The sequence below is a fragment of the Nocardia sp. NPDC047654 genome, from assembly GCF_043205035.1.
GTDB lineage: Bacteria > Actinomycetota > Actinomycetes > Mycobacteriales > Mycobacteriaceae > Nocardia.
This window is the reverse complement of record NZ_JBIDDF010000010.1, coordinates 51,674-73,770: the sequence shown is the minus strand read 5'-3', so window position 1 is coordinate 73,770 and position 22,097 is coordinate 51,674. Positions and strand designations below refer to the sequence as shown.

24 protein-coding genes are annotated in these 22,097 nt (G+C 69.3%); 12 read left to right on the top strand and 12 right to left on the bottom strand.

What is annotated here, in order from left to right; all coding sequences use genetic code 11:
• Positions 1-10: 10 nt before the first annotated feature.
• Together ACGF7Y_RS23610 and ACGF7Y_RS23605 are read right to left on the bottom strand one after the other, a co-directional pair.
• Positions 11-592 carry a TetR/AcrR family transcriptional regulator gene (locus ACGF7Y_RS23610; RefSeq protein ID WP_393236733.1) on the bottom strand — a complete coding sequence of 194 codons (582 nt, stop codon included), beginning with the start codon at positions 590-592 and terminating at the stop codon, positions 11-13.
• 6 nt (positions 593-598) lie between these two features.
• A complete protein-coding gene (locus tag ACGF7Y_RS23605) occupies positions 599-1,285 on the bottom strand; it encodes a crotonase/enoyl-CoA hydratase family protein (protein WP_393236732.1) in 687 nt (228 codons plus the stop codon).
• Positions 1,286-1,511: 226 nt separating this feature from the next.
• Here ACGF7Y_RS23605 and ACGF7Y_RS23600 point away from each other — a divergent pair, with 226 nt between their 5' ends.
• Positions 1,512-2,759 (top strand): hypothetical protein, encoded by a 1,248-nt coding sequence (locus tag ACGF7Y_RS23600; RefSeq protein ID WP_393236731.1) that lies wholly within the window; start codon positions 1,512-1,514, stop codon positions 2,757-2,759.
• 15 nt (positions 2,760-2,774) lie between these two features.
• On the opposite strand, the gene ACGF7Y_RS23595 is transcribed toward ACGF7Y_RS23600, so the two are convergent.
• The 4 genes from ACGF7Y_RS23595 to ACGF7Y_RS23580 form a co-directional block, all read right to left on the bottom strand.
• Positions 2,775-3,983 carry an ROK family transcriptional regulator gene (locus ACGF7Y_RS23595; protein ID WP_062971637.1) on the bottom strand — a complete coding sequence of 403 codons (1,209 nt, stop codon included), beginning with the start codon at positions 3,981-3,983 and terminating at the stop codon, positions 2,775-2,777.
• 31 nt (positions 3,984-4,014) lie between these two features.
• Positions 4,015-5,250: a sugar ABC transporter permease gene (locus ACGF7Y_RS23590; RefSeq protein ID WP_393236730.1), complete on the bottom strand. Its 1,236-nt coding sequence runs from the start codon at positions 5,248-5,250 to the stop codon at positions 4,015-4,017.
• Entirely contained in the window at positions 5,247-6,020 is a 774-nt protein-coding gene (locus ACGF7Y_RS23585; RefSeq protein ID WP_393236729.1) for an ATP-binding cassette domain-containing protein, read from the bottom strand. The genes ACGF7Y_RS23590 and ACGF7Y_RS23585 overlap by 4 nt, the downstream gene beginning before the upstream one ends.
• 71 nt (positions 6,021-6,091) lie before the next feature.
• Positions 6,092-7,186 carry a sugar ABC transporter substrate-binding protein gene (locus ACGF7Y_RS23580; RefSeq protein WP_393236728.1) on the bottom strand — a complete coding sequence of 365 codons (1,095 nt, stop codon included), beginning with the start codon at positions 7,184-7,186 and terminating at the stop codon, positions 6,092-6,094.
• 378 nt (positions 7,187-7,564) lie between these two features.
• Here ACGF7Y_RS23580 and ACGF7Y_RS23575 point away from each other — a divergent pair, with 378 nt between their 5' ends.
• From ACGF7Y_RS23575 to ACGF7Y_RS23560, 4 genes are all read left to right on the top strand, one after another.
• Positions 7,565-7,888, top strand: a complete 324-nt coding sequence (locus ACGF7Y_RS23575) for a hypothetical protein (RefSeq protein ID WP_393236727.1) — start codon at positions 7,565-7,567, stop codon at positions 7,886-7,888.
• Complete coding sequence (locus ACGF7Y_RS23570) at positions 7,885-9,216, top strand: hypothetical protein (RefSeq protein WP_393236726.1); 1,332 nt, start codon at positions 7,885-7,887, stop codon at positions 9,214-9,216. Before ACGF7Y_RS23575 ends, ACGF7Y_RS23570 begins: the two co-directional genes overlap by 4 nt.
• On the top strand, positions 9,203-10,195 hold the full coding sequence (locus ACGF7Y_RS23565; protein WP_393236725.1) for a hypothetical protein: 993 nt from the start codon (positions 9,203-9,205) through the stop codon (positions 10,193-10,195). The genes ACGF7Y_RS23570 and ACGF7Y_RS23565 overlap by 14 nt, the downstream gene beginning before the upstream one ends.
• 163 nt (positions 10,196-10,358) lie before the next feature.
• Positions 10,359-11,297 carry an alpha/beta hydrolase gene (locus ACGF7Y_RS23560; RefSeq protein WP_393236724.1) on the top strand — a complete coding sequence of 313 codons (939 nt, stop codon included), beginning with the start codon at positions 10,359-10,361 and terminating at the stop codon, positions 11,295-11,297.
• 121 nt (positions 11,298-11,418) lie between these two features.
• On the opposite strand, the gene ACGF7Y_RS23555 is transcribed toward ACGF7Y_RS23560, so the two are convergent.
• Complete coding sequence (locus ACGF7Y_RS23555) at positions 11,419-11,829, bottom strand: nitroreductase family deazaflavin-dependent oxidoreductase (protein ID WP_393236723.1); 411 nt, start codon at positions 11,827-11,829, stop codon at positions 11,419-11,421.
• Between the two features lie 112 nt (positions 11,830-11,941).
• Here ACGF7Y_RS23555 and ACGF7Y_RS23550 point away from each other — a divergent pair, with 112 nt between their 5' ends.
• Entirely contained in the window at positions 11,942-12,598 is a 657-nt protein-coding gene (locus ACGF7Y_RS23550) for a response regulator transcription factor (protein WP_393236722.1), read from the top strand.
• On the top strand, positions 12,595-13,758 hold the full coding sequence (locus ACGF7Y_RS23545; protein WP_393236721.1) for a sensor histidine kinase: 1,164 nt from the start codon (positions 12,595-12,597) through the stop codon (positions 13,756-13,758). Before ACGF7Y_RS23550 ends, ACGF7Y_RS23545 begins: the two co-directional genes overlap by 4 nt.
• Positions 13,759-13,848: 90 nt before the next feature.
• Here ACGF7Y_RS23545 and ACGF7Y_RS23540 read toward each other — a convergent pair whose 3' ends face one another.
• Positions 13,849-14,226 (bottom strand): hemophore-related protein, encoded by a 378-nt coding sequence (locus ACGF7Y_RS23540; RefSeq protein ID WP_393236720.1) that lies wholly within the window; start codon positions 14,224-14,226, stop codon positions 13,849-13,851.
• A 177-nt stretch (positions 14,227-14,403) separates the two neighbouring features.
• Here ACGF7Y_RS23540 and ACGF7Y_RS23535 point away from each other — a divergent pair, with 177 nt between their 5' ends.
• Positions 14,404-15,213, top strand: a complete 810-nt coding sequence (locus tag ACGF7Y_RS23535; protein WP_393236719.1) for a DUF1460 domain-containing protein — start codon at positions 14,404-14,406, stop codon at positions 15,211-15,213.
• Between the two features lie 15 nt (positions 15,214-15,228).
• Here ACGF7Y_RS23535 and ACGF7Y_RS23530 read toward each other — a convergent pair whose 3' ends face one another.
• Complete coding sequence (locus tag ACGF7Y_RS23530; RefSeq protein WP_393236718.1) at positions 15,229-16,734, bottom strand: flavin-containing monooxygenase; 1,506 nt, start codon at positions 16,732-16,734, stop codon at positions 15,229-15,231.
• A 70-nt stretch (positions 16,735-16,804) separates the two neighbouring features.
• On the opposite strand from ACGF7Y_RS23530, the gene ACGF7Y_RS23525 reads away from it, so the two are divergent.
• From ACGF7Y_RS23525 to ACGF7Y_RS23510, 4 genes are all read left to right on the top strand, one after another.
• Positions 16,805-17,842, top strand: coding sequence for an AraC family transcriptional regulator (locus ACGF7Y_RS23525; RefSeq protein WP_393236717.1), 1,038 nt, complete (start codon positions 16,805-16,807; stop codon positions 17,840-17,842).
• 136 nt (positions 17,843-17,978) lie between these two features.
• A complete protein-coding gene (locus tag ACGF7Y_RS23520) occupies positions 17,979-19,916 on the top strand; it encodes a UvrD-helicase domain-containing protein (protein WP_393236716.1) in 1,938 nt (645 codons plus the stop codon).
• 107 nt (positions 19,917-20,023) lie between these two features.
• Positions 20,024-20,398, top strand: coding sequence for a hypothetical protein (locus tag ACGF7Y_RS23515; RefSeq protein WP_393236715.1), 375 nt, complete (start codon positions 20,024-20,026; stop codon positions 20,396-20,398).
• A 57-nt stretch (positions 20,399-20,455) separates the two neighbouring features.
• Positions 20,456-21,184: a VIT family protein gene (locus ACGF7Y_RS23510; protein ID WP_393236714.1), complete on the top strand. Its 729-nt coding sequence runs from the start codon at positions 20,456-20,458 to the stop codon at positions 21,182-21,184.
• 84 nt (positions 21,185-21,268) lie between these two features.
• Here ACGF7Y_RS23510 and ACGF7Y_RS23505 read toward each other — a convergent pair whose 3' ends face one another.
• Genes ACGF7Y_RS23505 through ACGF7Y_RS23495 form a run of 3 tightly spaced genes read right to left on the bottom strand, consistent with a single transcriptional unit; the run spans position 21,269 to position 22,071 of the window.
• Positions 21,269-21,442, bottom strand: coding sequence for a CsbD family protein (locus ACGF7Y_RS23505; RefSeq protein ID WP_084498963.1), 174 nt, complete (start codon positions 21,440-21,442; stop codon positions 21,269-21,271).
• A 9-nt stretch (positions 21,443-21,451) separates the two neighbouring features.
• Positions 21,452-21,607, bottom strand: coding sequence for a DUF6131 family protein (locus ACGF7Y_RS23500; RefSeq protein ID WP_085994835.1), 156 nt, complete (start codon positions 21,605-21,607; stop codon positions 21,452-21,454).
• 23 nt (positions 21,608-21,630) lie between these two features.
• Positions 21,631-22,071, bottom strand: a complete 441-nt coding sequence (locus ACGF7Y_RS23495; RefSeq protein ID WP_393236713.1) for a hypothetical protein — start codon at positions 22,069-22,071, stop codon at positions 21,631-21,633.
• Positions 22,072-22,097: the final 26 nt, after the last annotated feature.

The window sequence follows — 22,097 nt, the reverse complement described above, 5'->3', positions numbered from 1 at the left end:
CCGGCAGCGGCTAGCCCCTCAACGTGGCGAGGGCGGCGACCGCCGCCTCCTGGAAGGTCGCGGTCAGCGCGCGCGGCGGCGACGACACGCGCCCGCGCACCCACTGCCTGCAATACTCCTGCGCCGGTCCGACGCAGATCGCGTGGGCCACCGGATAGCCGTCGCCGCCCACGTCCGCGCTTCCGAGCAACTCTCGGTACCTGCGCCGCAGCGCGCCGAAGAAGACTCGATTGGGCTGTGCCAGTTCGGGCTCGGCGGCGCGCGCCACCTCGTCCGGCAACGTGGCGAACAGGAAGCGGGCGAGATCACGATGATCCTGCACCCAGCCGAGATGGGCCGCGAGCATCGCGCGGATCGCCCGCTCGGGAGCGATATCCGGCGCGTCGAGGTGGTCCAGTACCGTCCGCTGATAGTCGAGCATCCCGGAGACGTAGACCGCGGCGGCCAATTCGGCTTTCGAGCCGAACGCGTGGAACATGCTGCCGCTGGACAAGCCCAGCCGATCGCGCACGCCGGCCATCGTGAACGACGGATACCCCTTGGCCAGGAGCTGTTCGGTCGCCTCGGCCAGGATCCGCTCCCGGGTGCGCACGGCCCGCTACGCGCCGAACTCGGCGTCGACGCCGGAACGGACCGCGGCGAGCACCTGCGCACGCACCCGCAGTTTCGTCCCGGCGTGCGCCGCGAAGTCGATTCCGGTCAATCGGTGCGCTTCGGCAGTCGCGCGCGTGCGTAAGTCCTTCGCGTCGGCGGCGAGCACGTCGAGAAAGCCCAATTCTTTGGCTTCCTCGGGCCCGACCAGGATTCCGGTGTTCGCCGCCCGGTCGAATCCGGGCGCGGTGAGACGGTGCCGCGCCGCTTCCACGCCGTAGTGCGGGATGGTCAGCCCGATGACGACCTCGTTGAGGCCCAGTTTGAAATCCCCCATGACACCGAATCGCACGTCCGTGGCCAGCAGCGTGAACGCTCCCTGGGCGATCGCGTGCCCCGGGCAGGCCGCCACGACGGGATACGGGAAACCGAGCAGCCGATGGACCAGGTTGCCGCCCGCTCGCAGGGTACGGCGGATGTCGTCGGCGGAACGGGAGAACGTCGCCAGATCGTAGCCGGCCGAGAACATCCGGGGGCGCCCGGTCAACAGGACGACCGCCCGGTCGGCCTCGGCCCGGTCCAGGGCGGCGGCGATGGCGCCGATCATGTTCTCGGACATGACATTCGCCTTGCCGTCGTCGAGCGTGATCGTGGCGACCCCGTCGTCGAGCCGGTAGGTGACGAGTTCGGTCATGGCGTCCTCCTCTAGAGCAGGACTCTAGAGTATCACTCTAGGAGCTGGCGTAGCTAACCCTGGGCTCAGGGCCGGAGGGGGGTCTCGGACCAGGTGTCGTTACGGCAACGAGACGAAACGGCTGCCGCGGATCCGCCGATACAGGAAACACATGATGCTGCCGAAAAAGCCTGGCGCGTCCGGGCTTCGGACTAGCCTCGGGACAGGCTCAGGTGAAGGAAGCGACATGACCGCAGCAACCGTCATCCGCCCGCTGGCGCCGAGCGAGGCGATCTTCGCCAACAGCGAAGTGCTCGTCGGCTATTCGCTTCGGGTCGCGGGGCGGTTGGATCTCGCCGCGCTGTCGGCGGCGTTCGAAGCCGTGGTTCGCTCCCGCCCGATCCTCGGCGCCCGCCTCGAGCCGGACGGGCGCGGCGGGCACCTTCTGCTCGAATCACCGGGAGCCGCACCGGAGCTGACGGTCGCCGAAGGCGATCCCGAGCTGTTGCTCACCGGCGCCCGGCTGGACCAGCGCACCGCGGTCGCCGCGCTGGGCGTCGTCCGCGACGGCGCCGGCGCGGGGGTCACCTTGGTGACCCACCACAGCGTCGCGGATGCCTATCATTCGCTGGCCGTGTTCGCCGAGCTGTGGGCCTGCTACACCGACCTCGTCCGGTGCGGGCAGGCCGACCTGCCGCCGCACGGCTTCCCGCGTTCGGTGGAAGACCTGCTGCACGAGCGCGGCGTGCGGAAGATCGACGCCCCGGCCATGCCGCACCGCCCCATGGAGATCGCCCGGAGTCGCTCGGGCCCGGAGGATCCCGGCTACCTCGTCCCCCGCACCGCACGCTGCAGGCTGACCCGGAAGCAGACCGCGGCGCTGGTCGAGCTCGGGCACCGGGAGCACACCACGATCAACGGCCTCGCCTCCGCCGCGATCCTGCTCACCGAGGCCGAGTTGCGCGGGCTGCCGCTGACCGACCTGTCCTACACCTACTCGGTCGACCTGCGCAGCCGGGTGACGCCACCGATCGGGATGACCGAAGGCACCAACGTGCTCGGCTTCGCGAATTTCGTCCCGGCGCGGCGGTCCGGCGCGAAGCTCGTCGATCTGGCCCGCGACATCAGCGATACGCTGCGCGCCGGACTCGACACGGGCATGGTGCAGCAGACTCCGCTGCACATCCCCGAGATCACCGCGGGCCCTCCACCGCGCGCACCGGGAATCGTGCTGGCCACCAACTGGGGACGCGTGCGCCGACCTCGGGTGCCGGACGAGCTGCGGATCACCGACTTCCGCTCGATCATGCTCGGCAAGCCGGACAAGACCGGGCACCGGCTCCAGCAGCCGAGCGGCACCATCATCATCAGCACCTTCGACGACCGCCTGAGCATCGAGATCCACCACCCCGAGGAAACCACCGAGGAACAGCGGGTGCGCGTACGACTGCTCGCAGGCCACCTGTCGGAGTTCAGCGCGGCAGGGGCCGCGTGAATCCGGCCGGAATCCTCAGGCGCGCGCGGCGGACGGTCGGGCCGGCGTCTGCAACGGATCGGTGAGCACGTCGGTGAAGGCCAGTTCCGCGGCGCCGATCAGGGTCGCGTCGCCGCCGAGCGCGCTGGTGCGCAACCGGACCCGTTCGCGGACGGCTTGCAGGCCGTTCACCGCCAACCGGCTGCGCACCTGCGCCGCCGAGGCCAGATAGATCTCCCGCAGCACGCCGCCGAAGACCACCACCGACGGGTTGAAGACGTTCACCAGATTGGCGACGCCGTACCCGAGCCATTCGCCGACCTGGCGCAGCGCGTCCCGTGCCGTCGTGTCGCCGCGGGCAGCGGCCTCGACGATCGCGTCCACCGCCGCTTGCCCTGGAGGATCGCTGCGTCCCGCCGCCGCGATCAACCCGAGTTCGCCCGCTTCGGCCTCCAGACAGCCCCGGGATCCGCAGGCGCAGGGCCGCCCACCCGGATTCACGATCATGTGGCCGACTTCCCCGCCGTAACCGCCGTCCCCACCGAGCAATTCACCGTTGACGATGATGCCGCCGCCGATGCCGACGTCGCCGTGCAGGTAGATCGAGTTCGCCAGGCCGACGCAGACACCACGTTCACGTTCGGCCAACGCGCCGAGGTTGGCGTTGTTGCCGACCGCGACGCGCAGGCCGAGATCGAGTTCCCTGGTCAGCTCGGCGCCGAAGGCGACGTCCACCCAGCCGAGATTCGGCCCGTAGCGCACCACGCCGTCCTCCTCGCGGACCATGCCGCAGAACGCGACCCCGACGCCCACGCACCGAGCGTCGGGCGCGGCCGTGGCGATCATCGCCCTGGCCATCGCCGCGAGCGCGGCGATCACCTCGTCCGGGTCGAACGCGCCGCCGGGACGGGCGGTCTCGGTGCGCTCGAGCACCGAACCGCCCAGCCCGACCCGCGCGGCGGCGAGGCGGTCGGCGCCGACGTCCAGCGCGACGACGTAGACCCGATCGGCCCGCGGCCGCACCACCAGCGACGGCCTGCCCGCCCGTCCGGTCTGCCCTGGCAATTCCTCGCTCACCAGACCCGCCGCCGCCAGATCGGTGGTGAGCGCGAGAATCGTGCTGCGGTTCAACCCCATTCGCTCGGCGAGCGCGGCGCGCGACACCGCGCCGTCACGGTGCACATGCCGCAGCAACGCGGCGAGATTGCGCGTGCGGATCTCCTCGGGCGAAGGTGCTGCTCGCATTCACCGGGCTTTCGTCACGGGGCTGGGGGGTTCATCGCTGTAGGAGCGCACGCCTACGGGACAGGGCGTCCACTCCGGCCGCCAAGAGCAGCACGAATCCTGTCACAACGAATTTCGTGCCCGCGCTGTAGCCCATCAGCCCCATGCCGTTGTTGATCACCGCGACCACCGCGGCGCCGAGCACGGCGTCCAGCATCCGCCCGCGGCCGCCGAACAGGCTGGTGCCGCCGATCACCGCCGCGCCGACCGCCGTGAGCAGCACGTCGCTGCCGCCGGTGTTCGGATCGACGGAGTTCGCGCGCGACGCCGCGATGAGTCCGCCGACCGCCGCCATGGTCGAACACAGCACGAAAGCGGTGATCTTCACGCGATCCACGGCGATGCCCGCGCGGCGGGCGGCCTCGGCATTGCCGCCGACGGCGTAGATGTGCCTGCCGAACGCGGTGCGGTCCAGCACGAACGTCCACAGCAGCAACAGCGCCACGATCAGCGGCACGACGATGGGCATTCCCGCCAGCGAGTGCAACGCGGGGTTGCGGCTGCGTTCGCCGTTGAGCACCAGCACCGCCGCGCCCGCCACGACCGCCAGCAGCACGACGCGCACCACGACCGCCCGCGCCGTCGTGCCGGTGAGCCCGAGTTTCGTGCGCGCCCGCAACTTCCGGTACTGCACGAGCGCGAATCCGGCGACCAGCACCGCGTACAACGCCCAGCCGATCGCCGGCGGCACGTTCTTGTTCGCGATCGCGACGATCGTCTCGTCGCGGATCGAGATGTTGCGACCGTTGTCCATGATCTTCAGCGCCACGCCCTGCAACGCGAGGAACGCCGCCAGCGTCACCACGAACGACGGGATCCCGATCTTCACCACGATCGTGCCGATCACGAGCCCGATCGCCACGCCGGTGAGCAGCGACACCAGCACCGCCGCGTACCACGGCCATCCTTTGTCGGTGAGCAGCACGGCGAGCACGGCGGCGCATACACCGCTGGTGAACCCGGCCGACAAATCGATCTCGCCGAGCAGCAGCACGAAGATCAGCCCCATCGCGATCACCGCGATCGCCGCACCCTGCGTGAAGAGATTGGCGAAGTTGGCCTCGGACATGAAGACCGGGCGCGCCGCCCAGAAGACGGCCGAGAGCACGACCAGTGCGATCACCGAGGGCAACGCCCCCATGTCGCCGCCGCGCACCCGGCCGACGTAGCCGCTCATCAGGTCGGTCACCGGCGCCGCCGGTCGCCGCTCGGTGGTCACCGCGGTCATCGGGTCGCTCCGCTCGCCTCGAGGCCGAGCGCTCCGCTGCGTCCTGCCGTGATCAATTCGACGACCTGCGCGTGCGTCACGTCGGAGGTCCGTACCTGGGCGGCCATCCGGCCGAGGTAGAGCGCGGCGATCCGGTCGGACACCGCGAAGACGTCGTTCATGTTGTGCGAGATGAGCACCACCGCCAGCCCCTGGTCGGCGAGCCTGCGCACCAGCTCGAGCACCTGCTGGGTCTGCGCGACGCCCAGCGCGGCCGTCGGCTCGTCGAGGATCACCACCTTGCTGTTCCACAGTACGGCTTTCGCGATGGCCACCGTCTGGCGCTGTCCGCCGGACAGGCTGGCGACCTGCTGCCGGACCGATTTGACAGTGCGCACCGACAGGCTCGCCAGCGTCTTCCCGGCGAGTTCCTCCATCGCGTATTCGTCGAGCACGAGACCGCGCCTGCGTTCCCGGCCGAGAAACATGTTCTGGACGATGTCCAGGTTGTCGCAGAGCGCGAGATCCTGGTAGACGATCTCGATGCCGAGCGCCGCCGCGTCGCGCGGGCTGTGCACCTGCACCGGCGTGCCATCGAAGAGGAATTCGCCCGCGTCGATCGGATGGGTGCCGCCGATGCATTTGACCAGCGTGGACTTGCCCGCGCCGTTGTCGCCGACGAGAGCGGTCACCTCGCCGGGATAGGCGCTGAAGGCGACTTCGTGCAGGACGTGGACGGGACCGAAGCTTTTCTCTACTCCGCGTAATTCGATGACCGGCAGTTCGGACATTGGGTAGCTCCTCCGAAGGATGGAGCCCCTTCCGCAATCCCCTCATCGAACCGCGGAAGGGGCGTGCGATATCAGATCCCGTTGTTCGCGCAGAGTTCGGCGAACTCACCGGTGCACAGCTCGGCCTTGGAGACGTAACCGTCGGCCACCACGTCCTTGACGTCGCGCGGGTAGATCGGCTTGGGCTCCAGCAGCACCGACGGCACGTCGGTGTTCGACTCCGGGTCGCGCACCGCGCCGTTGGTGCTGCCCTGCTCTCCCTTCACCAGGGCCACCGCGAGTTTCGCGGTCGCCTCGGCCTCCTTCTGGATCGCCTTGTAGACGGTCATGCACTGGTCGCCCGCCAGGACGTTCTGCAGGCCCTGGACCGTGGCGTCCTGCCCGCTGACCGGCACCTGCCCATTGAGCTTCTGTTTCTTCAGCACCGCGATCGCGGCGTTGGCCAAGCCGTCGTTGGCCGCGACAACACCCCCGATGTCCGGCCGACCGGTAAGCATCTGTTCGAAGATGGTGCCCGCCTTCGTGTTGTCCCATTCCGGGACGGCCTGATCGGGCCCCTTGACGTACTGGCCCGCGTCGAACCGGGCCTTCAGCACTCCGTCGTAGCCGGTCTTCAACAGCGTGGCGTTGTTGTCGGTCGGTCCGCCGTTGAGATACGCGACCACCGGACGCACCGCGTTGCGGTCGGTCAGGCACTGCGCGACGCCCTCGCCGAGCAGGCTGCCGACCTTCACGTTGTCGAAGGAGACGTAGTACTGAGCGCCGCCGCCGAGAGTGAGCCGGTCGTAGTCGATCACGGTGACGCCCTGCGACTTCGCCTTCTGGATCACCGCTTTGCCGGTGCCGCTGTCCAGGTTGGTCATCACCAGGACCGTGGCGCCGTTGGTGATCATCTGGTCCGCGATGGTCTGGAAGGCGTTCTTGTCGCCCTGGGCGTTCTGGATATCGGCCTGGACGCCCGCGGCCTCGAACGCCTGCTGTAAGTACTTGCGGTCCGCCGTCTCCCAACGGGCGGAGGTCTTGCTGTCCGGGAGGATCACGCCGATCTGCGTTCTGCCGCCGGAATTCGCGGAATCGTCGCCGCACGCGGTGAGCGTGGCGGCCAGGAGCGCGAACGACAACACGGCAGCGCTGAACATGCCCTTGCGCATGAGTGGGCCTTTCATCACCGGCCGGGACGAGGTCCCCGCCGGTCGGAGTGGAACGAATGTTGTTCACAGCAACATATTGGACTGTGACGGAGCGCACAACAGCTAATTTGTTGTTCCGAATAACAATCTCGACACGCGCGCGTTTGCTCAGGTGGACGCCGATGCGGCCGGTGAGACGAAGGGCGTGAACAGGGACGTCGGCCGACGCCAGGGCCCATGCCCGCAGAGGCGGCGGGACCGCGGCCGCGCCGCGCCGCGCGCCGGACACGCGGAAGGGTGGCAGCTACGCGAAACGGACCACCGAGGATCGGGCGCATGACAGCGCTCCGGCACAGTACCCTTGGCGGTGAATCATGGCGCGGTAGCGACAGACTGGGATCCGGGAGGGGAACAGTGGACACGCTCAAGCTCGACCCGGCGGCGATGGCCGCCTACACCGCGATTGCGGACGCGGTGTCGAAACAATTGGCGTCGGCGGCCGCGGTCGCCTCCGGCGCGGTGGATCCCGACCGGCTGGCCGCCGATCTCGGTCTCGTGGGCGCGGAATTCGCGGCGCGCTTCTCGGCGGCCGTATCCGAACACGCGGAAGCGTTGTCGACCGCCGGACAACTGGTCGGCGCCTACGGCCGGGTCCTGCGCGGTTACAGCGAGAACGCGCAGGAGGTCGACGCCGAAACGGCGGGCGCGATCACCCGTTCCGGGGAGGCACTGGCATGAGAAGCCTTATGGGGCTGCGGAAACGCTCGCACGCCACTCAGCCCGCCGCCGAGACCACCCGGCCGTCGAGCACCGAACCGGGGGCCGACCCGCCGATCGTGGCCGCGCTGGTCCGCCCGTTGCTGACGCTGCGCTCCTCGCTCGGCACCGGCGTCGGGGTGCCGAGCGCGGCCGCGACCGGGGCGCTCTCGGCCGCCTCCACCCAGGTGGCGGACACCGAGGGCCCGCACCGCGAAGGCCTGCACGCGCTGGAGTCCACCTGGACTTCCCGCGCCGCCGACAGCGCGGTACCCGCGATGCGCACGACGCAGACCCAGATCGGGGACATCTCCGATCGGGGGCCCGCCTACCTGTCCGTCCTCGCCGACGCGCACGCCACCTCGGGGCGGGCGGCGCGGCAGGTCGACCAGATCATCGCCGACTTCCGGCGCGACGCACGGGAGATCCTGGACAACTCGACCTCCGCGCCGGAGACCGACGCGGTCATCGCGCGCGCCACCCAGGCGCTGCGCGACGCGCTCACCACCGTGACGGCCGCGCGCACCGAAATGGACGACCACACCAGGAGACTCGACGAGATGGGACCGCTCACGGTCACCGCACCGTCCGGCGTCTCCCACGGACAGGGACAGGCCGTCTACCCCGGCAACTCCGGGCAGGTCGTACCCGGCGCCACCACACCCGGCGCCACGACGCCCGCCACCACGACGCCCATGGATCCGGCCATGGCCGCGCAGCTCCAGTTGCAGCAGCAGCTGATCTCCGCGGGGGTGGACCTCGGCACCACGGCCATCAACGCGGGCGTCGACATCGGCACGCACATCATCGACAAGATCGCCGAAGTCGGCATCCACGGCATCGACACCGTCGCGGCCGCCGCGGACAAGGCGATCCCGGAACTGATCAACCCGGGCTCGACCACCAACTCCGGTACCTCCGGCACGAATGGCGACGACTCGAAGAATTCCTCGAAGCTGTTCGACTTCGGCGGGTCGCAGGAGCACAAACCGTCGTCCACCGGCCCCGGTTCGGTGATCCCGCCCGGCAACTCCGCGCCCGCCGGGCGGGCGGACGTGCCGAAGCCGGAAAGCAAGCCGGCGCCCGCGGTCGCACCGCCGGGCGACGCCACGCCGCCGACGCCCGCGGGCAGCCCGGACCGCCCCGTTCATCCCGGCCCGACCGGCGGCATGGTGCTGCCGCCTGCTCCTCCGCCGGGCGGCGAGGACCACGAGCACAAGCCGCGCGACGGACAGCTCGGCGTGACCATCCCGTCCGCTGTGACAGCGGTCGTACCGGTGCTGGGCGAATTCGACGATGACACCCCCTGACCGGGAACATCCCAGTCAGGACGCGGGCCAGGCCAATCCGTTCGACACGGGTCTGCCGATGCTGCGCATTCCCCCGAGCAAGCCGTCGAAGCGACGGCGTTCACCCGGACGCCGCAAGCAGATTCGTCGACGGGAGCCGGAGTACGAGGCCGCGGAACCGCCGCGCCCGCCGGAACGGCACAGTGTCCGTCCGCGCCTCGGCGAGTGGGAGCAATGGCTCGAACCCGCGCCACCGGCCGCGCGAGTGCCGCAACCGGTGGCCGCGCAGCAGCGCCCCGCGCCCGCGGAGCCGGAGCCGGTCGAGTCCGAGGACGGCCCCGTCACGACACCCGGGATCGTCAATCGCTCCGGTATCCATCCCGGCACCCCGGTGCGCCATCCGCGGCGCACCGATCAACAGCGCGGCAACCGCTCACTGACGGTCTTGATCGTGCTCGGCATCGTGGTCGCCACCATCTCCATAGGCCTGGCCATGATCTACGGGTCCGACGCGAATTCGCGCAAAGTGGCGGCGACGTCGCCACCGCGCGCGGCCGGGCCCGCGCCGACCACCTCGGTATCCACCTCACGCGTCAAGCCCCCGTGGGCGATCGCCACGCTGGGATGTGAGCAGAAGCGCACCGCCGACGTCGTTTCCGGCACCGATCCGGGCGGCACCGGCAACGGCCCCGACGCGATCTTCGCCTTCGAGTACGCCTATTACGCCGAACGGTCCGGGTACCGGGCCCGCGCGGTGGTGGCCCCCGACGCGGCGGTCTCGCCCGCCGATCAGATCCAGCGCGGCATCAACCAAGTGCCTGCGGGCACCCGCTACTGTGTCGAGATCTCCCGGGCCGGGGACGGTCCGGACGGCCAAGCGCGGTGGCAAGTCCGGTTGACACAGCAGTTCCCGGACGAAGAGCCGAACACCTTCACCCAGTTCATCACCACCCGTACCGGAACCGATCAAACGCTGATCACCGGGATCACGGCAGGCTGACCTCTCCGCGCGGCGTGAACCGGCGAGCACCGCAGTGCTCCGCCGGATCGCGCACGCTGCGCCGAATTTTTGCGAACAATACTATTCGTGGAAGCGCCGGTGCTCTAGATTCGGCTGCGGGAGTGAATGTTTCTATACCCCCGCAGAGCGAAAGGTTCGACCGTTGAGTCGTCTGATCCGGATAGTGCTTGCCATCGCCACCGTCGTCGCGGGCCTCACCGTGCCATTCCTGTCCGTGCACCCGGCGTACGCGGCGCCGACGGTGCGCTGGGAGACCCGGGTCAGCGACCGCATCCTCGACATCGGCGTATCCTCACCCAACCTGGAGGGTCCGGACTGGTCGGTGAAAGTGGTTCGGCTGCTGCTGCCGCCGGGCTGGTCCAAGGACGCCACCCGGACCTGGCCGACCGTGTGGGTGCTGCACGGCGGGTTCGACGACCACAAGTCCTGGACCGACAAAGGCGATCTCGAAGCGCTCACCACGGGCAGCCAAGCGATCTTCGTATTGCCCGAAACCAGCTGGTGCAGCGCGTATTCCAATTGGTACAACGACAATCACGGCGGTCCGCCCGCATGGGAGAGCTACCTGCTGGACGACGTGCGCACCTTGCTGGAGACCGGCTACCGCGCCGGTAGGACCCGCGCCATCGCGGGCAACTCGATGGGCGGCCTCGGCGCCATGAAATTCGCCGCCGCGCATCGGGGTTGGTTCGCCTCGGCCGCTTCCTTCAGTGGCAACGTCGATCCGCTGCACGACTCCGGGGCCCCCGGCGAACCGGACAAGCCCGGCGGTGGCTGCGGCGCCGACTGGGAACGGGTCTGGGGCGACTACACCGTCAACCGCGATATCTGGCTGGCCAACAACCCCTACAGCCGGGCCGCCGACCTCACCGGCATCCCCCTGTTCGTCTCCTACGGCAAGGCCGATCCCGTGGAATCCGCCGCCTACGAACAGAACTATCGCTTCGTGGACCGTCTGCAACAACTCGGGGCGCAGGTGGACGAACGCTACGTCCCCGCCCAAGGCCACAACTGGGACGCCTGGAAGATCCAGATGCGCAACGCCCTGCCGATGCTGCTGTCCTCGGTGGGCGCGGGATGATCACGCTTCCGGCTGCTGCGGCGCTGTCGGAACGCGGCTTCGAACCATCACGTTCCCCGGGCGGCTCGGGCCGCTGCCGCCATCGCCCGCCGCGATTGATCGAACCGCGCACCGGCTCCGCTCAGCGCGGCGTCAGCTTGACGACCGGAATCACCCGGTCGGTCTTCTCCTGGTACTCGGCGAAGCCGGGCATCACCTCGACCATCGCGGCGTAGAGGCGATCGCGCTCCGGCCCTTCGGTGATCGGAGCCGCCGTCGCCTCGAGCGTTTCGGTGCCGATCTCGAGGGTGACCGTCGGATTGACGCGCACGTTGTGAAACCAGTCCGGATTGGTCGGAGCGCCCGCTTTGGAGGCGATGACCACGATGTCGTCGCCGTCGCGAATGAACGCGAGCGGATTGGTGCGCGGAAGACCGGATTTGGCGCCGATGCTGGTGAGCAGCAGCAGCTCGCGGCCCTCGAAGGGGCCGCCGACCTTGCCCTGGTTGGCGCGGAATTCTTCGATGATCTGGGTGTTCCAGTCGCCTGCCATGACTTGTCTCTCCTGCGGAGTCGGGTGCGCCGGGTCGTCGCGAGCCTACCCAGGCCGGCGGCCCCGGGCGAACTAACGGCCAACCAACAGCGGCAGGGGGCACGATGACGGGGTGCGGGTGCTTGTTGTCGAGGACGAGACATTGCTGGCCGACGCGATCGCCGACGGGCTGCGCCGACATGCCATGGCGGTCGACGTGGTGTATGACGGCGCGGCGGCGCTGGAGCGTACCGGCGTCAACGACTACGACGTGGTGGTACTCGATCGGGATCTACCCGGCGTCTCCGGTGACGCGGTGTGCGGCACGCTCACCGCGTCCGGCGGCTCGGCCCGGATCCTGATGCTCACAGCAGCGAGCGCCGTGGCCGAACGGGTAGCGGGTCTGGGACTGGGCGCCGACGACTACCTGACGAAACCGTTCGCGTTCGCCGAGCTGGTCGCCCGTATCCAGGCGCTCGGGCGCCGGGCGCGCAGCGCCGCTCCCCCGGTGCTGGAACGCTCCGGCATCCGGCTCGACCCGCACCGGTTCTCCGTCACCAGGAACGGCGAACCGGTCGCGCTGTCGCGCAAGGAGTTCGCGGTGCTGGCCGAGCTGCTGCGCGCGGACGGCGGCGTGGTCTCGGCCGAGCAGCTGCTGGAGAAGGCCTGGGACGAGCACATCGACCCGTTCACCGGCGTCGTGCGGTACACGATCATGAACGTGCGGCGGAAGCTGGGCCAGCCGCGGGTGATCGAGACCGAGCCCGGCGTGGGGTATCGGATCCGATGAGCGGGCGCACGATCCGGCTGCGGCTCACCCTGCTGTACGCGACGGCGTTCTTCCTGGCCGGTGCGGCACTCATCGCGTTGATGTACTTCTACTTGAACCAGTCGCTGGAGCGACGGCCCGGCGGCGGCGCGCAGCAAGTGGTACGGGAGTATCTGCTCGAACGAGCCGAGCGGAACCGGGCGCCGGTCTCCACGAAGTTGTTCGAAGCGCTGACCGAGCAGGCCCAGCGGAATCGGCGGGACACCTTGCGCGCCATGCTGGTCTGGTCGCTGGTATCGCTCGGCGCGGTGGGGATCGCGGCGGGCGGATTCGGCTGGTTGCTGGCCGGACGCGCCCTGCATCCGTTGCAGCGGATCACCGCGACCGCGCGGCGAGTCGCCGACACCAGCCTGCACGAGCGCATCGCCCTCGACGGTCCGCAGGACGAGATCAAGGATCTGGCCGACACGTTCGACGCGATGCTCGAGCGCCTGGACCGGGCCTTCGACGGACAGCGCCGGTTCGTGGCGAACGCCTCCCACGAGCTGCGCACACCGCTGACCATCAACCGGACGCTGATCGAGGTGGCGTTGGAAGATCCCGGCGTTCCCGAGTCCACCCGCCGGCTCTGCGCCACGCTGCTGGAGGTCAACCGCAGACACGAACGGCTCATCGACGGCCTTCTGGTGCTGGCCACCAGCGAACAGCGGCTGACCGAACACCGTCGCATCGATGTCGCCGACATCGCGGCCGACGCGGTCGGAACATGCGCCGCGCGGCCGGGGGCCGAGATCTCCGCCGATCTCGAATCCGCGACTGTGCTCGGAGATCCGCTGCTGCTGGAACGCCTCGTACTCAATCTGCTGGACAACGCACTGCGCTACAACCTCCCCGAGCACGGCTGGGTGGCGATCCGGTCCCGAGCGATCGGCGACCGCGCCGTGCTCACCGTGGAGAACAGCGGTGCGCCGGTCCCCGCGTTCGAGGTCGAGAGCCTCTTCGAACCGTTCCGCCGGCTCTCCACCACCGAACGCTTGGCCGATTCCGGCGCACGCGGCGCCGGGCTAGGCCTGTCGATCGTGCGCTCCGTCGCGCAGGCCCACGGGGGCACGGTCCGTGCGGCGGCGCGTCCGGACGGCGGTCTCGCGGTCACCGTCGAATTCCCGCGCGCCCAGGGATGACGCACCGCCCGAGGTCGCGTCGACGTCGACGCGACCCCAGCGCGGCTAGTCGAGGGGTACGGGCGAGTCCGACACCTCGCCCGTCCGGACTCAGTAGTTGTGACAGGTCTCGGCGAGCACGCGCATCTTGTCGCGGTGCTCCTGCGCCTGCGGCGAGTCGCGGCGCTCCTCGAGCCTGCCCTTGGCCTCCGGGTGCTTGTCCAGGAACTCCTCGGCACGCTGCTTGCGCTGCTCGACCGGGAGACTCAGGAACTCCTGCAACTTCGCCTTTCGGTCGGGATGCGCGTCGAGCCGGGCGGCGAGATCGGGGAACTGGGCGTGAACCGCGGCGTCGAGCTGGGCGAAGCTGCACGTCGTCTCCAGCAGTCCACCCGGCCGCGGCTGCGCGGAGGCGGTCGCCGGAACCAGCAGCGCACCCGCGGCGAGCAGGCCGCCGAGAGCGAGGGTGGCTCGAACGATTCTCGTCATGTCGGATATCCCTTTCGGTTGGACGTTCGGGTCGCGGCGACGCGGCCCGGCGTTCAGTCCATCAGGAAGGGTGTTTGGACGGCGCTAGGCGATGACGCCCCCTGCACGCCCGCCGCCGGGCTACGGTGGGGGTCGCTGTTGTGTCCCGATCGGCTGATCACCGCTGCTGGAGGCGTCTTGCGCACCATCGCTCGTGTACTGCTCGTTCTCGCGGCCCTCGTCTGCGCCGCGGTGTCGACACCGCCCGCGATCGCCGCCCCGGACACCGTGCGGCTCGACGATTTCACCGCGCGCAAGCTCGACGAAGTGCTGTCGTTGAGCGCTCAGGCACCCGCTTCGGCGAGCAAGGCGGAGTTGATCGAGCTGCTGTCGCGTCCGTTCCTCGGCACGCCCTACGGCGCGAACATGCTGGTCGGGTCGGCGACCCAGCCCGAACAACTGGTCATCGACTTCCGCAGGGTGGACTGCTTCACCTACCTCGATTACGTCGAGGCGCTCAGCAGATCCGCCGACCGCGACCAGTTCACCAGGAACCTGATCGAAACGCGTTACGCCGATGGCCGAGTCGATTTCCGGCAGCGCAAACACTTCTTCACCGACTGGGCGCACACCACCGGAGTCGCGGCCACCGACGTCACGGCGGCGGTGAGCCCCGCGGCGGTGACCGTCACCAAGCACCTCAACGCGAAAGCCGACGGCGGCAACTACCTTCCGGGACTGCCCGTGGTCGATCGCGCGATCACCTACATTCCCGGCGCGGCCGTCGACCAGAGCGTCGTGAACGGGCTGCGCACCGGCGACTACATCGGCGCCTACACCGACCAGCCGGGCCTGGACGTCACCCACGTCGGCATCTTCGTCACGACCGACGCGGGGCCGGTCTTCCGCAACGCGTCCTCGCTCGCGGGCAACGACAAGGTGGTGGACTCGCCCTTCACCGAGTACGCGCGGTCCACCCCGGGCATCGTCGTCCTCCGCGCGCGATAGGTCGCCTCCGCCGAGCTAGGAAACGGGCACCGGCGGCCGGACCGCCGATTTCGGCGTGCCGGTGAGCGTCTTGTCCAAGTCCGTGCGCAGGGTGGTCGCCGAGTCGAGCAGGTAGTTCTGCCGCACCTTCCACGGATGACGGTCGCCTTGGCGGGGGAAGTCGCCGATGGAGCGCTGGATGTAGCCGGAGGCCAGGTCCAGCAGCGGGTGTTCGCCGAGTTCGCCCCGCGGCTCGGGCACCACGGCGGCGTAGCCCTTGCGGTCCATGTGATTGAGCACTTTGCAGATCAACCGAGAGGTGAGATCGGCGCGCAGCGTCCACGAGGCGTTGGTGTATCCGATGCACACGGCGAAATTGGGGACGCCGGTGAGCATGGTTCCCTGCCAGACGAACTGGTCGGACAACTCGACCCGCGCGCCGTCGACGCTGGGCGTGATGCCGCCGAAGGCCAGCAGTTGCAGCCCGGTAGCGGTGATCACGACGTCCGCCTCGAGCACCCTGCCGGACTTCAGCCGGATGCCCTCCGGCACGAACGTGTCGATGTGGTCGGTGACGACCTCGGCCTTGCCCTTCTTCATCGCCTTGAAGAAATCCGCGTCCGGGACGGCGCACAGCCGCTGGTCCCAGGGGTTGTAGCTGGGTGTGAAGTGCTCGGCGACGGCCCGGTCGTCCTTCAGGATGCGGGTGGTGAGACCGGTGAGCAGCTTGCGCGCCGCTTCCGGACGACGCCGGCAGTACTGGTAGAAGCCGATGCCGAACAGGATGTTCTTGGTTCGGATCAGGCGGTGCGCAGGCCGCGGCGGCAGCAGCTCGCGGATCTTGTCGGCCACTTTGTCCCGGCCAGGAACGGCGCTGATCCAGGTCGGCGACCGTTGCAGCATCGTCACCAGTTGCGCTTGCTCCGCCATGGCCGGGACCAGCGTGACCGCGGTGGCGCCGCTGCCGATCACCACGACGTGCTTGCCGCGATAGTCGAAGTCCTCGGGCCAGAACTGCGGATGCACCACTTCGCCCGCGAACGACGAGATGCCGGGGAACTCCGGCGCGTAGGGCCGGTCGTAGTCGTAGTACCCGGCGCAGGCGTAGAGGAAGCCACAGGTGAGCGTGCGCGTCTCGGTGGCGCCCGACTCGTCGCGCTGCTCGAGGGTCAGCGTCCAGCGCGCGGCGCCGCTGTCCCAGTCGGCGGCGATCACCTTGGTGCGGTAGCGGATGTGCCGGTCGATGCCGTGCTCGGTCGCGGTCTCGGTGATGTAGCGCAGGATCGACGGACCGTCGGCGATCGACTTGGCGTCACGCCACGGCTTGAACGGGTAGCCGAGGGTGAACATGTCCGAGTCCGATCGGATGCCCGGGTATTTGAACAGGTCCCAGGTGCCGCCCAGGGTGTCGCGAGCCTCCAGGATGGCGTAGGTCTTGCCTCGGCACTCGGTCTGCAGCCGGTAGGCCGCGCCGATGCCGGATAGTCCGGCGCCGACGATCACGACATCGAGGTGGTCCGGTGCTGCGGCGGCTTCGGTCATGTCTCCAGTGTGCGAGCCGAGCGCGGCCGCTTTCTTGACTTTGCGCGACAAGTATTTGATCCTCGACGACATGTCGGTGATTCGCTCCGCGGGGTTGCGCGGCTTTCGCGCGACTGTCGCCGAGCTGGGTGGTGACGCCGAGGCACTGGCCACGGCGTGCGGCCTGCCGGTGGCCGCCCTCGACGCCGACGACCTGCTCGTGCCCGACGAGTCCGTCGCGGCGGTGCTGGAACTGGCCGCGCACCAGCTGCGCTGTCCCGACCTCGGCTTGCGGATCTCCCATCGGCAGGACCTGGACATGCTCGGCCCGCTGGCGCTGGCCATCCGCAATTCGGCGTCGCTGGCCGACGTGCTCGAGTGTTCGTCGCGATACCTGTTCCTGCACGCGCGGTCGCTCAGCTTGACGCTGGAGCCCGACCCCTATGGCGATCGCGGCGTGATCGCGCTGCGCTACGGCATGCGGCCCGGACTTCCCACACCCGTCCAGGGCACCGACCTCGGGCTGGCATTCGTGCATCGCACCATTCAGCGCTTGGTGGACGACCGCTACGGGCTGCGCTCGGTCGAGCTGCCCTATCGGCCGGACGCCGCGGTCGCCGGTTACGAGGAGTTCTTCGGCGCGCCGGTGCGGGTCGAGCGGCCGTTCGCGGCGCTGCGGGTGCCGAGCAGCCTGGCGAGCAGGCCGCTCACCGGCGGTGACGAGAACCTGCACCGGCTGGCCATGGCGTTCCTCGCCGCGCAGTCCGGCGACGCGGCGGCGGCGATCGCCCCGCAGGTACGCGCCGCGGTGCAGCAATTGCTCGGCACCGCCGCACCCGAGATCGGCGCGGTGGCACGGCTTCTCATGGTGCACCCGCGCACCCTGCAACGACGTCTCGCCGCCGAGCACACCTCGTTCGCCGCGATCCTGGACGAGGTTCGCAGGGACGCGGCGCGACGGTATCTGACCACGACGGACATGCCGATGAGTCAGGTGGCCTCGCTGATCGGGTTGTCCGAGCAGGCGACGTTCACCCGATGCGCCCGAAGATGGTGGGGCACAACGCCCAGCGCCGTGCGCCGTACCGGCGCGCGGGCAAGAACTCAGCCGCACAACACATTCGGGTGACGCGGCGACAACATTCCGGCGTCCGATCCGTCCGTTTCGATAACGGTTGCCCCCGAAAGCCCTCGACCCATTCCCTCCTCGACGCCGTGTCTTTACCGTCGAAGACGGGGTAGGTGTGCACCGGAAGGGGGACTCCATGAACACCTGGCTTTCGCTTGTCACCGATGCGCTGACCCGCATCCCCGGCTACCCATCGCACCAGCGGACGTTCTTCGCCGAGGCGCTGGCCGAGCCGGGACGGTACCTTCTCGTCCACCGGGATCCGGTGCCCGCCGACCATGCCCACGCGCTGCTGATCTGCCGCACAGGGCTTTTCGCGTTTCGCTTCGCCGAGGACGTCCCCGCCGAACTCGACGGCATCCGCCGCCATGTCGAAGCGACGTTCGGCAAATTGCAGTTCGGGCGCGAGAAGATCGTCGCCCATGATGCGCAGATCGTTCTGCTCGTACCCGGCGAGATCCGGCGGCGCGGGGACGGCCGGTTCGCCGTCGCCCGGCCGGGTGAGCTCGATCGGGTCATCCGCGCACGCCACCGGCAGTTACGGCCCACCCGGGTACAGGCCATCGCGAACACCGTCGCCCACCAGTCGGCCCGGGAGTACGACCTGCTCGAGATCGAGGACGTGACGGACCCACCGGATCTGGCCCTGCTCGATCGGTCGGAAGTGCTGTCGCCGCAGCGCGATGCCGCCCTGGAGATGCCGTTCCAGCACTGGATGACCTTCCTGGATCCCGAGCAGGAGGTGCTGGTCTCGCGCACCTACACCGGCCCCGCCCGGATCGCCGGTCCCGCGGGCACCGGCAAGACGGTGGTCGCGCTGCACCGCATGGCCAGGCAGGCGAAGCGGTCCACCGGTCGTCAGCTGTACACGACGTTCGTCAAGACGCTGGCGAACTGCCAGGAGACCTATTTCCGGCGACTCGCGCCGGGGACCGAGGGGCGCGTCCAGTTCGCCGGCCTGCATTCCTGGGCCATGGAGTTCCTCGGGCAGCGGATCGCGGCGCCGAAGCTCGACCCGCGGGGAGCCGACCGGGTGTTCGGCCGGGTCTGGGAGCAGGCGAGAGCCGTATTCGAGGACATCGAGCCGCGCGAAAGCTACTGGCGCGAGGAGATCGACCGGGTCATCAAGGGCCGTGAAATAGACGATCTCGACGTCTATCAGCGCGCGGAGCGCCATGGACGCAATGGCATTCGTCTCGACGAGGACCGGCGTGCCGAGGTGTGGCACGAGCTCTACGTCCCGTACGTGAGCGAGATGCGCAAACGAGGGATCTCCGATTACAGCGACGTCATCGCCATCGCCCTGGCCGAGATCCGCAACGAACCGCTGCCCGAACCCTACGACGCGGTCGTCGTCGACGAAGTGCAGGACATGACGCTGGCCGGCCTGCGGCTGGCCCACGCCATCGCGGGCGGCGACGGGTCGAGCCCGCTGCTGCTGGTGGGCGACGGCCAGCAGCAGGTGTACGCCGGGGGCTGGCGCATGGCCGACGCGGGCATCGACCTACGCGGCCGCGGCGAGGTCCTGCGGGTCAATTACCGCAACCGCCGTCGCGTCTGGGAGAACGCCGCCGGGATCGATGCGGTGAACGAGCTCGGCGATTTCGACGACGCGCCCGGCGTGCTGCTGCGCGACGCCGACGTCACCCTGCCCGACGGCGTGGTGCGGATCTGGCGCGGACCGGATCACTACCTGGAGTCGGCGCTGGTCGACGGCATACGCGAATGCGGGAAACCGTTGTCCGACATCGCGGTACTCACCCGGACGCGGCAGGAGGCCGCCCGGCTCGCCGGGGCGCTCGACGCCGTCGGCATCGCGACGCTGCCCTTGGAGGACTACGACGGGACGCCGCACCCCGCGGTCAAGGTCGGCACGGTGCACCGCGCCAAGGGGCTCGACTTCGCGGCGGTCTTCCATCCGAGCTGGTCCGGTGGCGCGGGGCCCCGAACAGGCGCGAGCCGCGAACGAGCCCAGCCGGCCGAGCGCCAGAAGCTGGTCGCGATCACCAGGGCACGGGACTTCGCGTGGCTCGGCGTTCGTGACGACCGTTCGGAGATCGATCGGCCCTCGTAGTCGTCTGAGGGTGCGGCGGCGGTCCGCACGGCATCGCCCGCTCGAATCGCCCCTGGGAAGGCGCGATTCGGCCGCTAGACTCTCCGATCGACTGGGAAGGGGGCCGCATGGACGCGGTTATCAAGGAGGTCGCCGAGGAGGGCAAGCGGCTGATCGACCGGGCCTGGCTCGGCGAACTCAGCCGCGACCAGGCGGTGCACATGTTCGTCCAGGTCGGCGACGGCATGGTGCGCTACGAGACGGCGCTGACCATCATCGACGACGGTGTCCAGCGGCTGAGCGCCAACGCCAGGCGGCTGCGGATCCTGCGCTGGTGCGCGGTGCTGGAGTTTCCGGTATTCGGCACGTTCGCCGTACTCGCGGTGCTGGCGGGGGATTTCGCCACCGCGGGGCTTTCGGTGCTGTTCCTGCTGATCCTCCAGGTCATCCACCGCGCGATGCTTCCGCATCCGCTCGCGGTTCCCCGCCCGCCCCGCACGTAGCCGCGCCCGGGTCGTGGTTCCCGCCCGCGCGCCGCGGGGTGATTAAGGTGCGTCTTCATGGACCGCACGACCGGCGCCTCCGGCGCGCATCCGCACGAACCGCACGGCGACGGCTTCGCATCCAAGCTCAACTGGCTGCGCGCGGGGGTGCTCGGCGCGAACGACGGCATCGTGTCCACGGCGGGACTGGTCGTCGGCGTCGCGGCGGCGACCACCGACACCCAGGCCCTGTTCACCGCGGGCATCGCGGGTCTTTCGGCGGGGGCGATCTCGATGGCGGTGGGCGAATACGTCTCGGTCAGCACCCAGCGCGATTCGGAGCGGGCTCTGCTGGCGAAAGAACGCAGGGAATTGCGCGACGAACCGGACTACGAGCTGGCCGAACTCACCGGGATCTACCGGGCCAAGGGCCTGACGCCCGAAACGGCGCGCAAGGTCGCCGAAGAACTCACCGCGCACGACGCGTTCACCGCGCACGCGGAGGCCGAACTGGGGTTGAATCCCGCCGAACTGACCAATCCGTGGCAGGCGGCGTTCTCCTCGGCGGTGGCCTTCACGCTGGGAGCGCTGCTGCCGTTGCTGGCCATCTTGCTACCGCCGGTTACCGCCCGCATCCCGGTGACCTTCGGGGCCGTGCTCGCCGCGCTCGCGCTCACCGGGTCGGTCAGCGCCCGGCTGGGTGGTAGCTCCCGTGGCCGGGCGGTGATCCGGGTGGTGCTCGGCGGCGCGCTGGCCATGGCGGTCACCTACGGCATCGGCCAGCTCGCCGACGTCGCCGGCATCTGACTCGAACGCAGGGCGCTGCTCGGAACACGCCCGTGCCGGGCGAAGGCCGATGGCCTTCGCCCGGCACGGGCGGGCGGTGCGGTGTCAGCGCTTGAAAGCGTCCCGCAGTTTGTCCGCGGCGCGCTTGACGTTGCCGCGGCCCTGCTCACGCCGTCCCTCGGCCTCCAGCCGGGGGTTGCCGGTCGCTCGGCCGAGGAATTTCTTCACGCTGCCCCTGGTCGCTTGCACTCGGTGCGCGAGGCGATCTTCGAACTTCATGAGCAATCCCTAGTAATACCAGCGGCGGCCACCCACCGGACGGCCCACCGAGCCGGCCACCAGCAGCACGAGCCCGATGATCAGCACGATGATGCCCGCGGTGGTGAGCAGCGAAATTCCGAGCAGCCAGCCCAGGACCAAGAGGATGAGGCCGAGAATGATCATTGTCGTATTCCTTTTCTTCTCAATTACTTCGCGGTCACAGGTTTCGTAGTCGAGACCGTCGCGCCGCGATCGGTCCGGGCAGTACCCGAACGGGGGGTGTGCAGCCACCGCCGCCAGGCCGGCTCCTGCTGAGGAGCCCGCGCCGCCGGTGCGGAAGTGTCCGCCGTCAGATCACGCCGCACCGCCGCCATCTCGCGGCGAGACTTCGCGAGTTCACGACGCGCGACCACGCCGCGGCGGGTCACCCGCCAGGCGCCGGACAGCACGAGGGCCAGTCCGAACATCCCGATCGCACCGAGGGTCACTCCGTAACCGAACAGTGCTCCGGTGGAACCGTGGAAGTGATAGTCGAATACCGCGAAATCGCTCGTCAGTTGCTGAGCGGAGCCGGTGTTGCCAACTACGGCGGCAACTCCGACGATCACGGCCGCGATCAAGGCGATGAGCCCGATAATGATGATCATGGCAATCCCTGTTGCGTCGAGTCGTT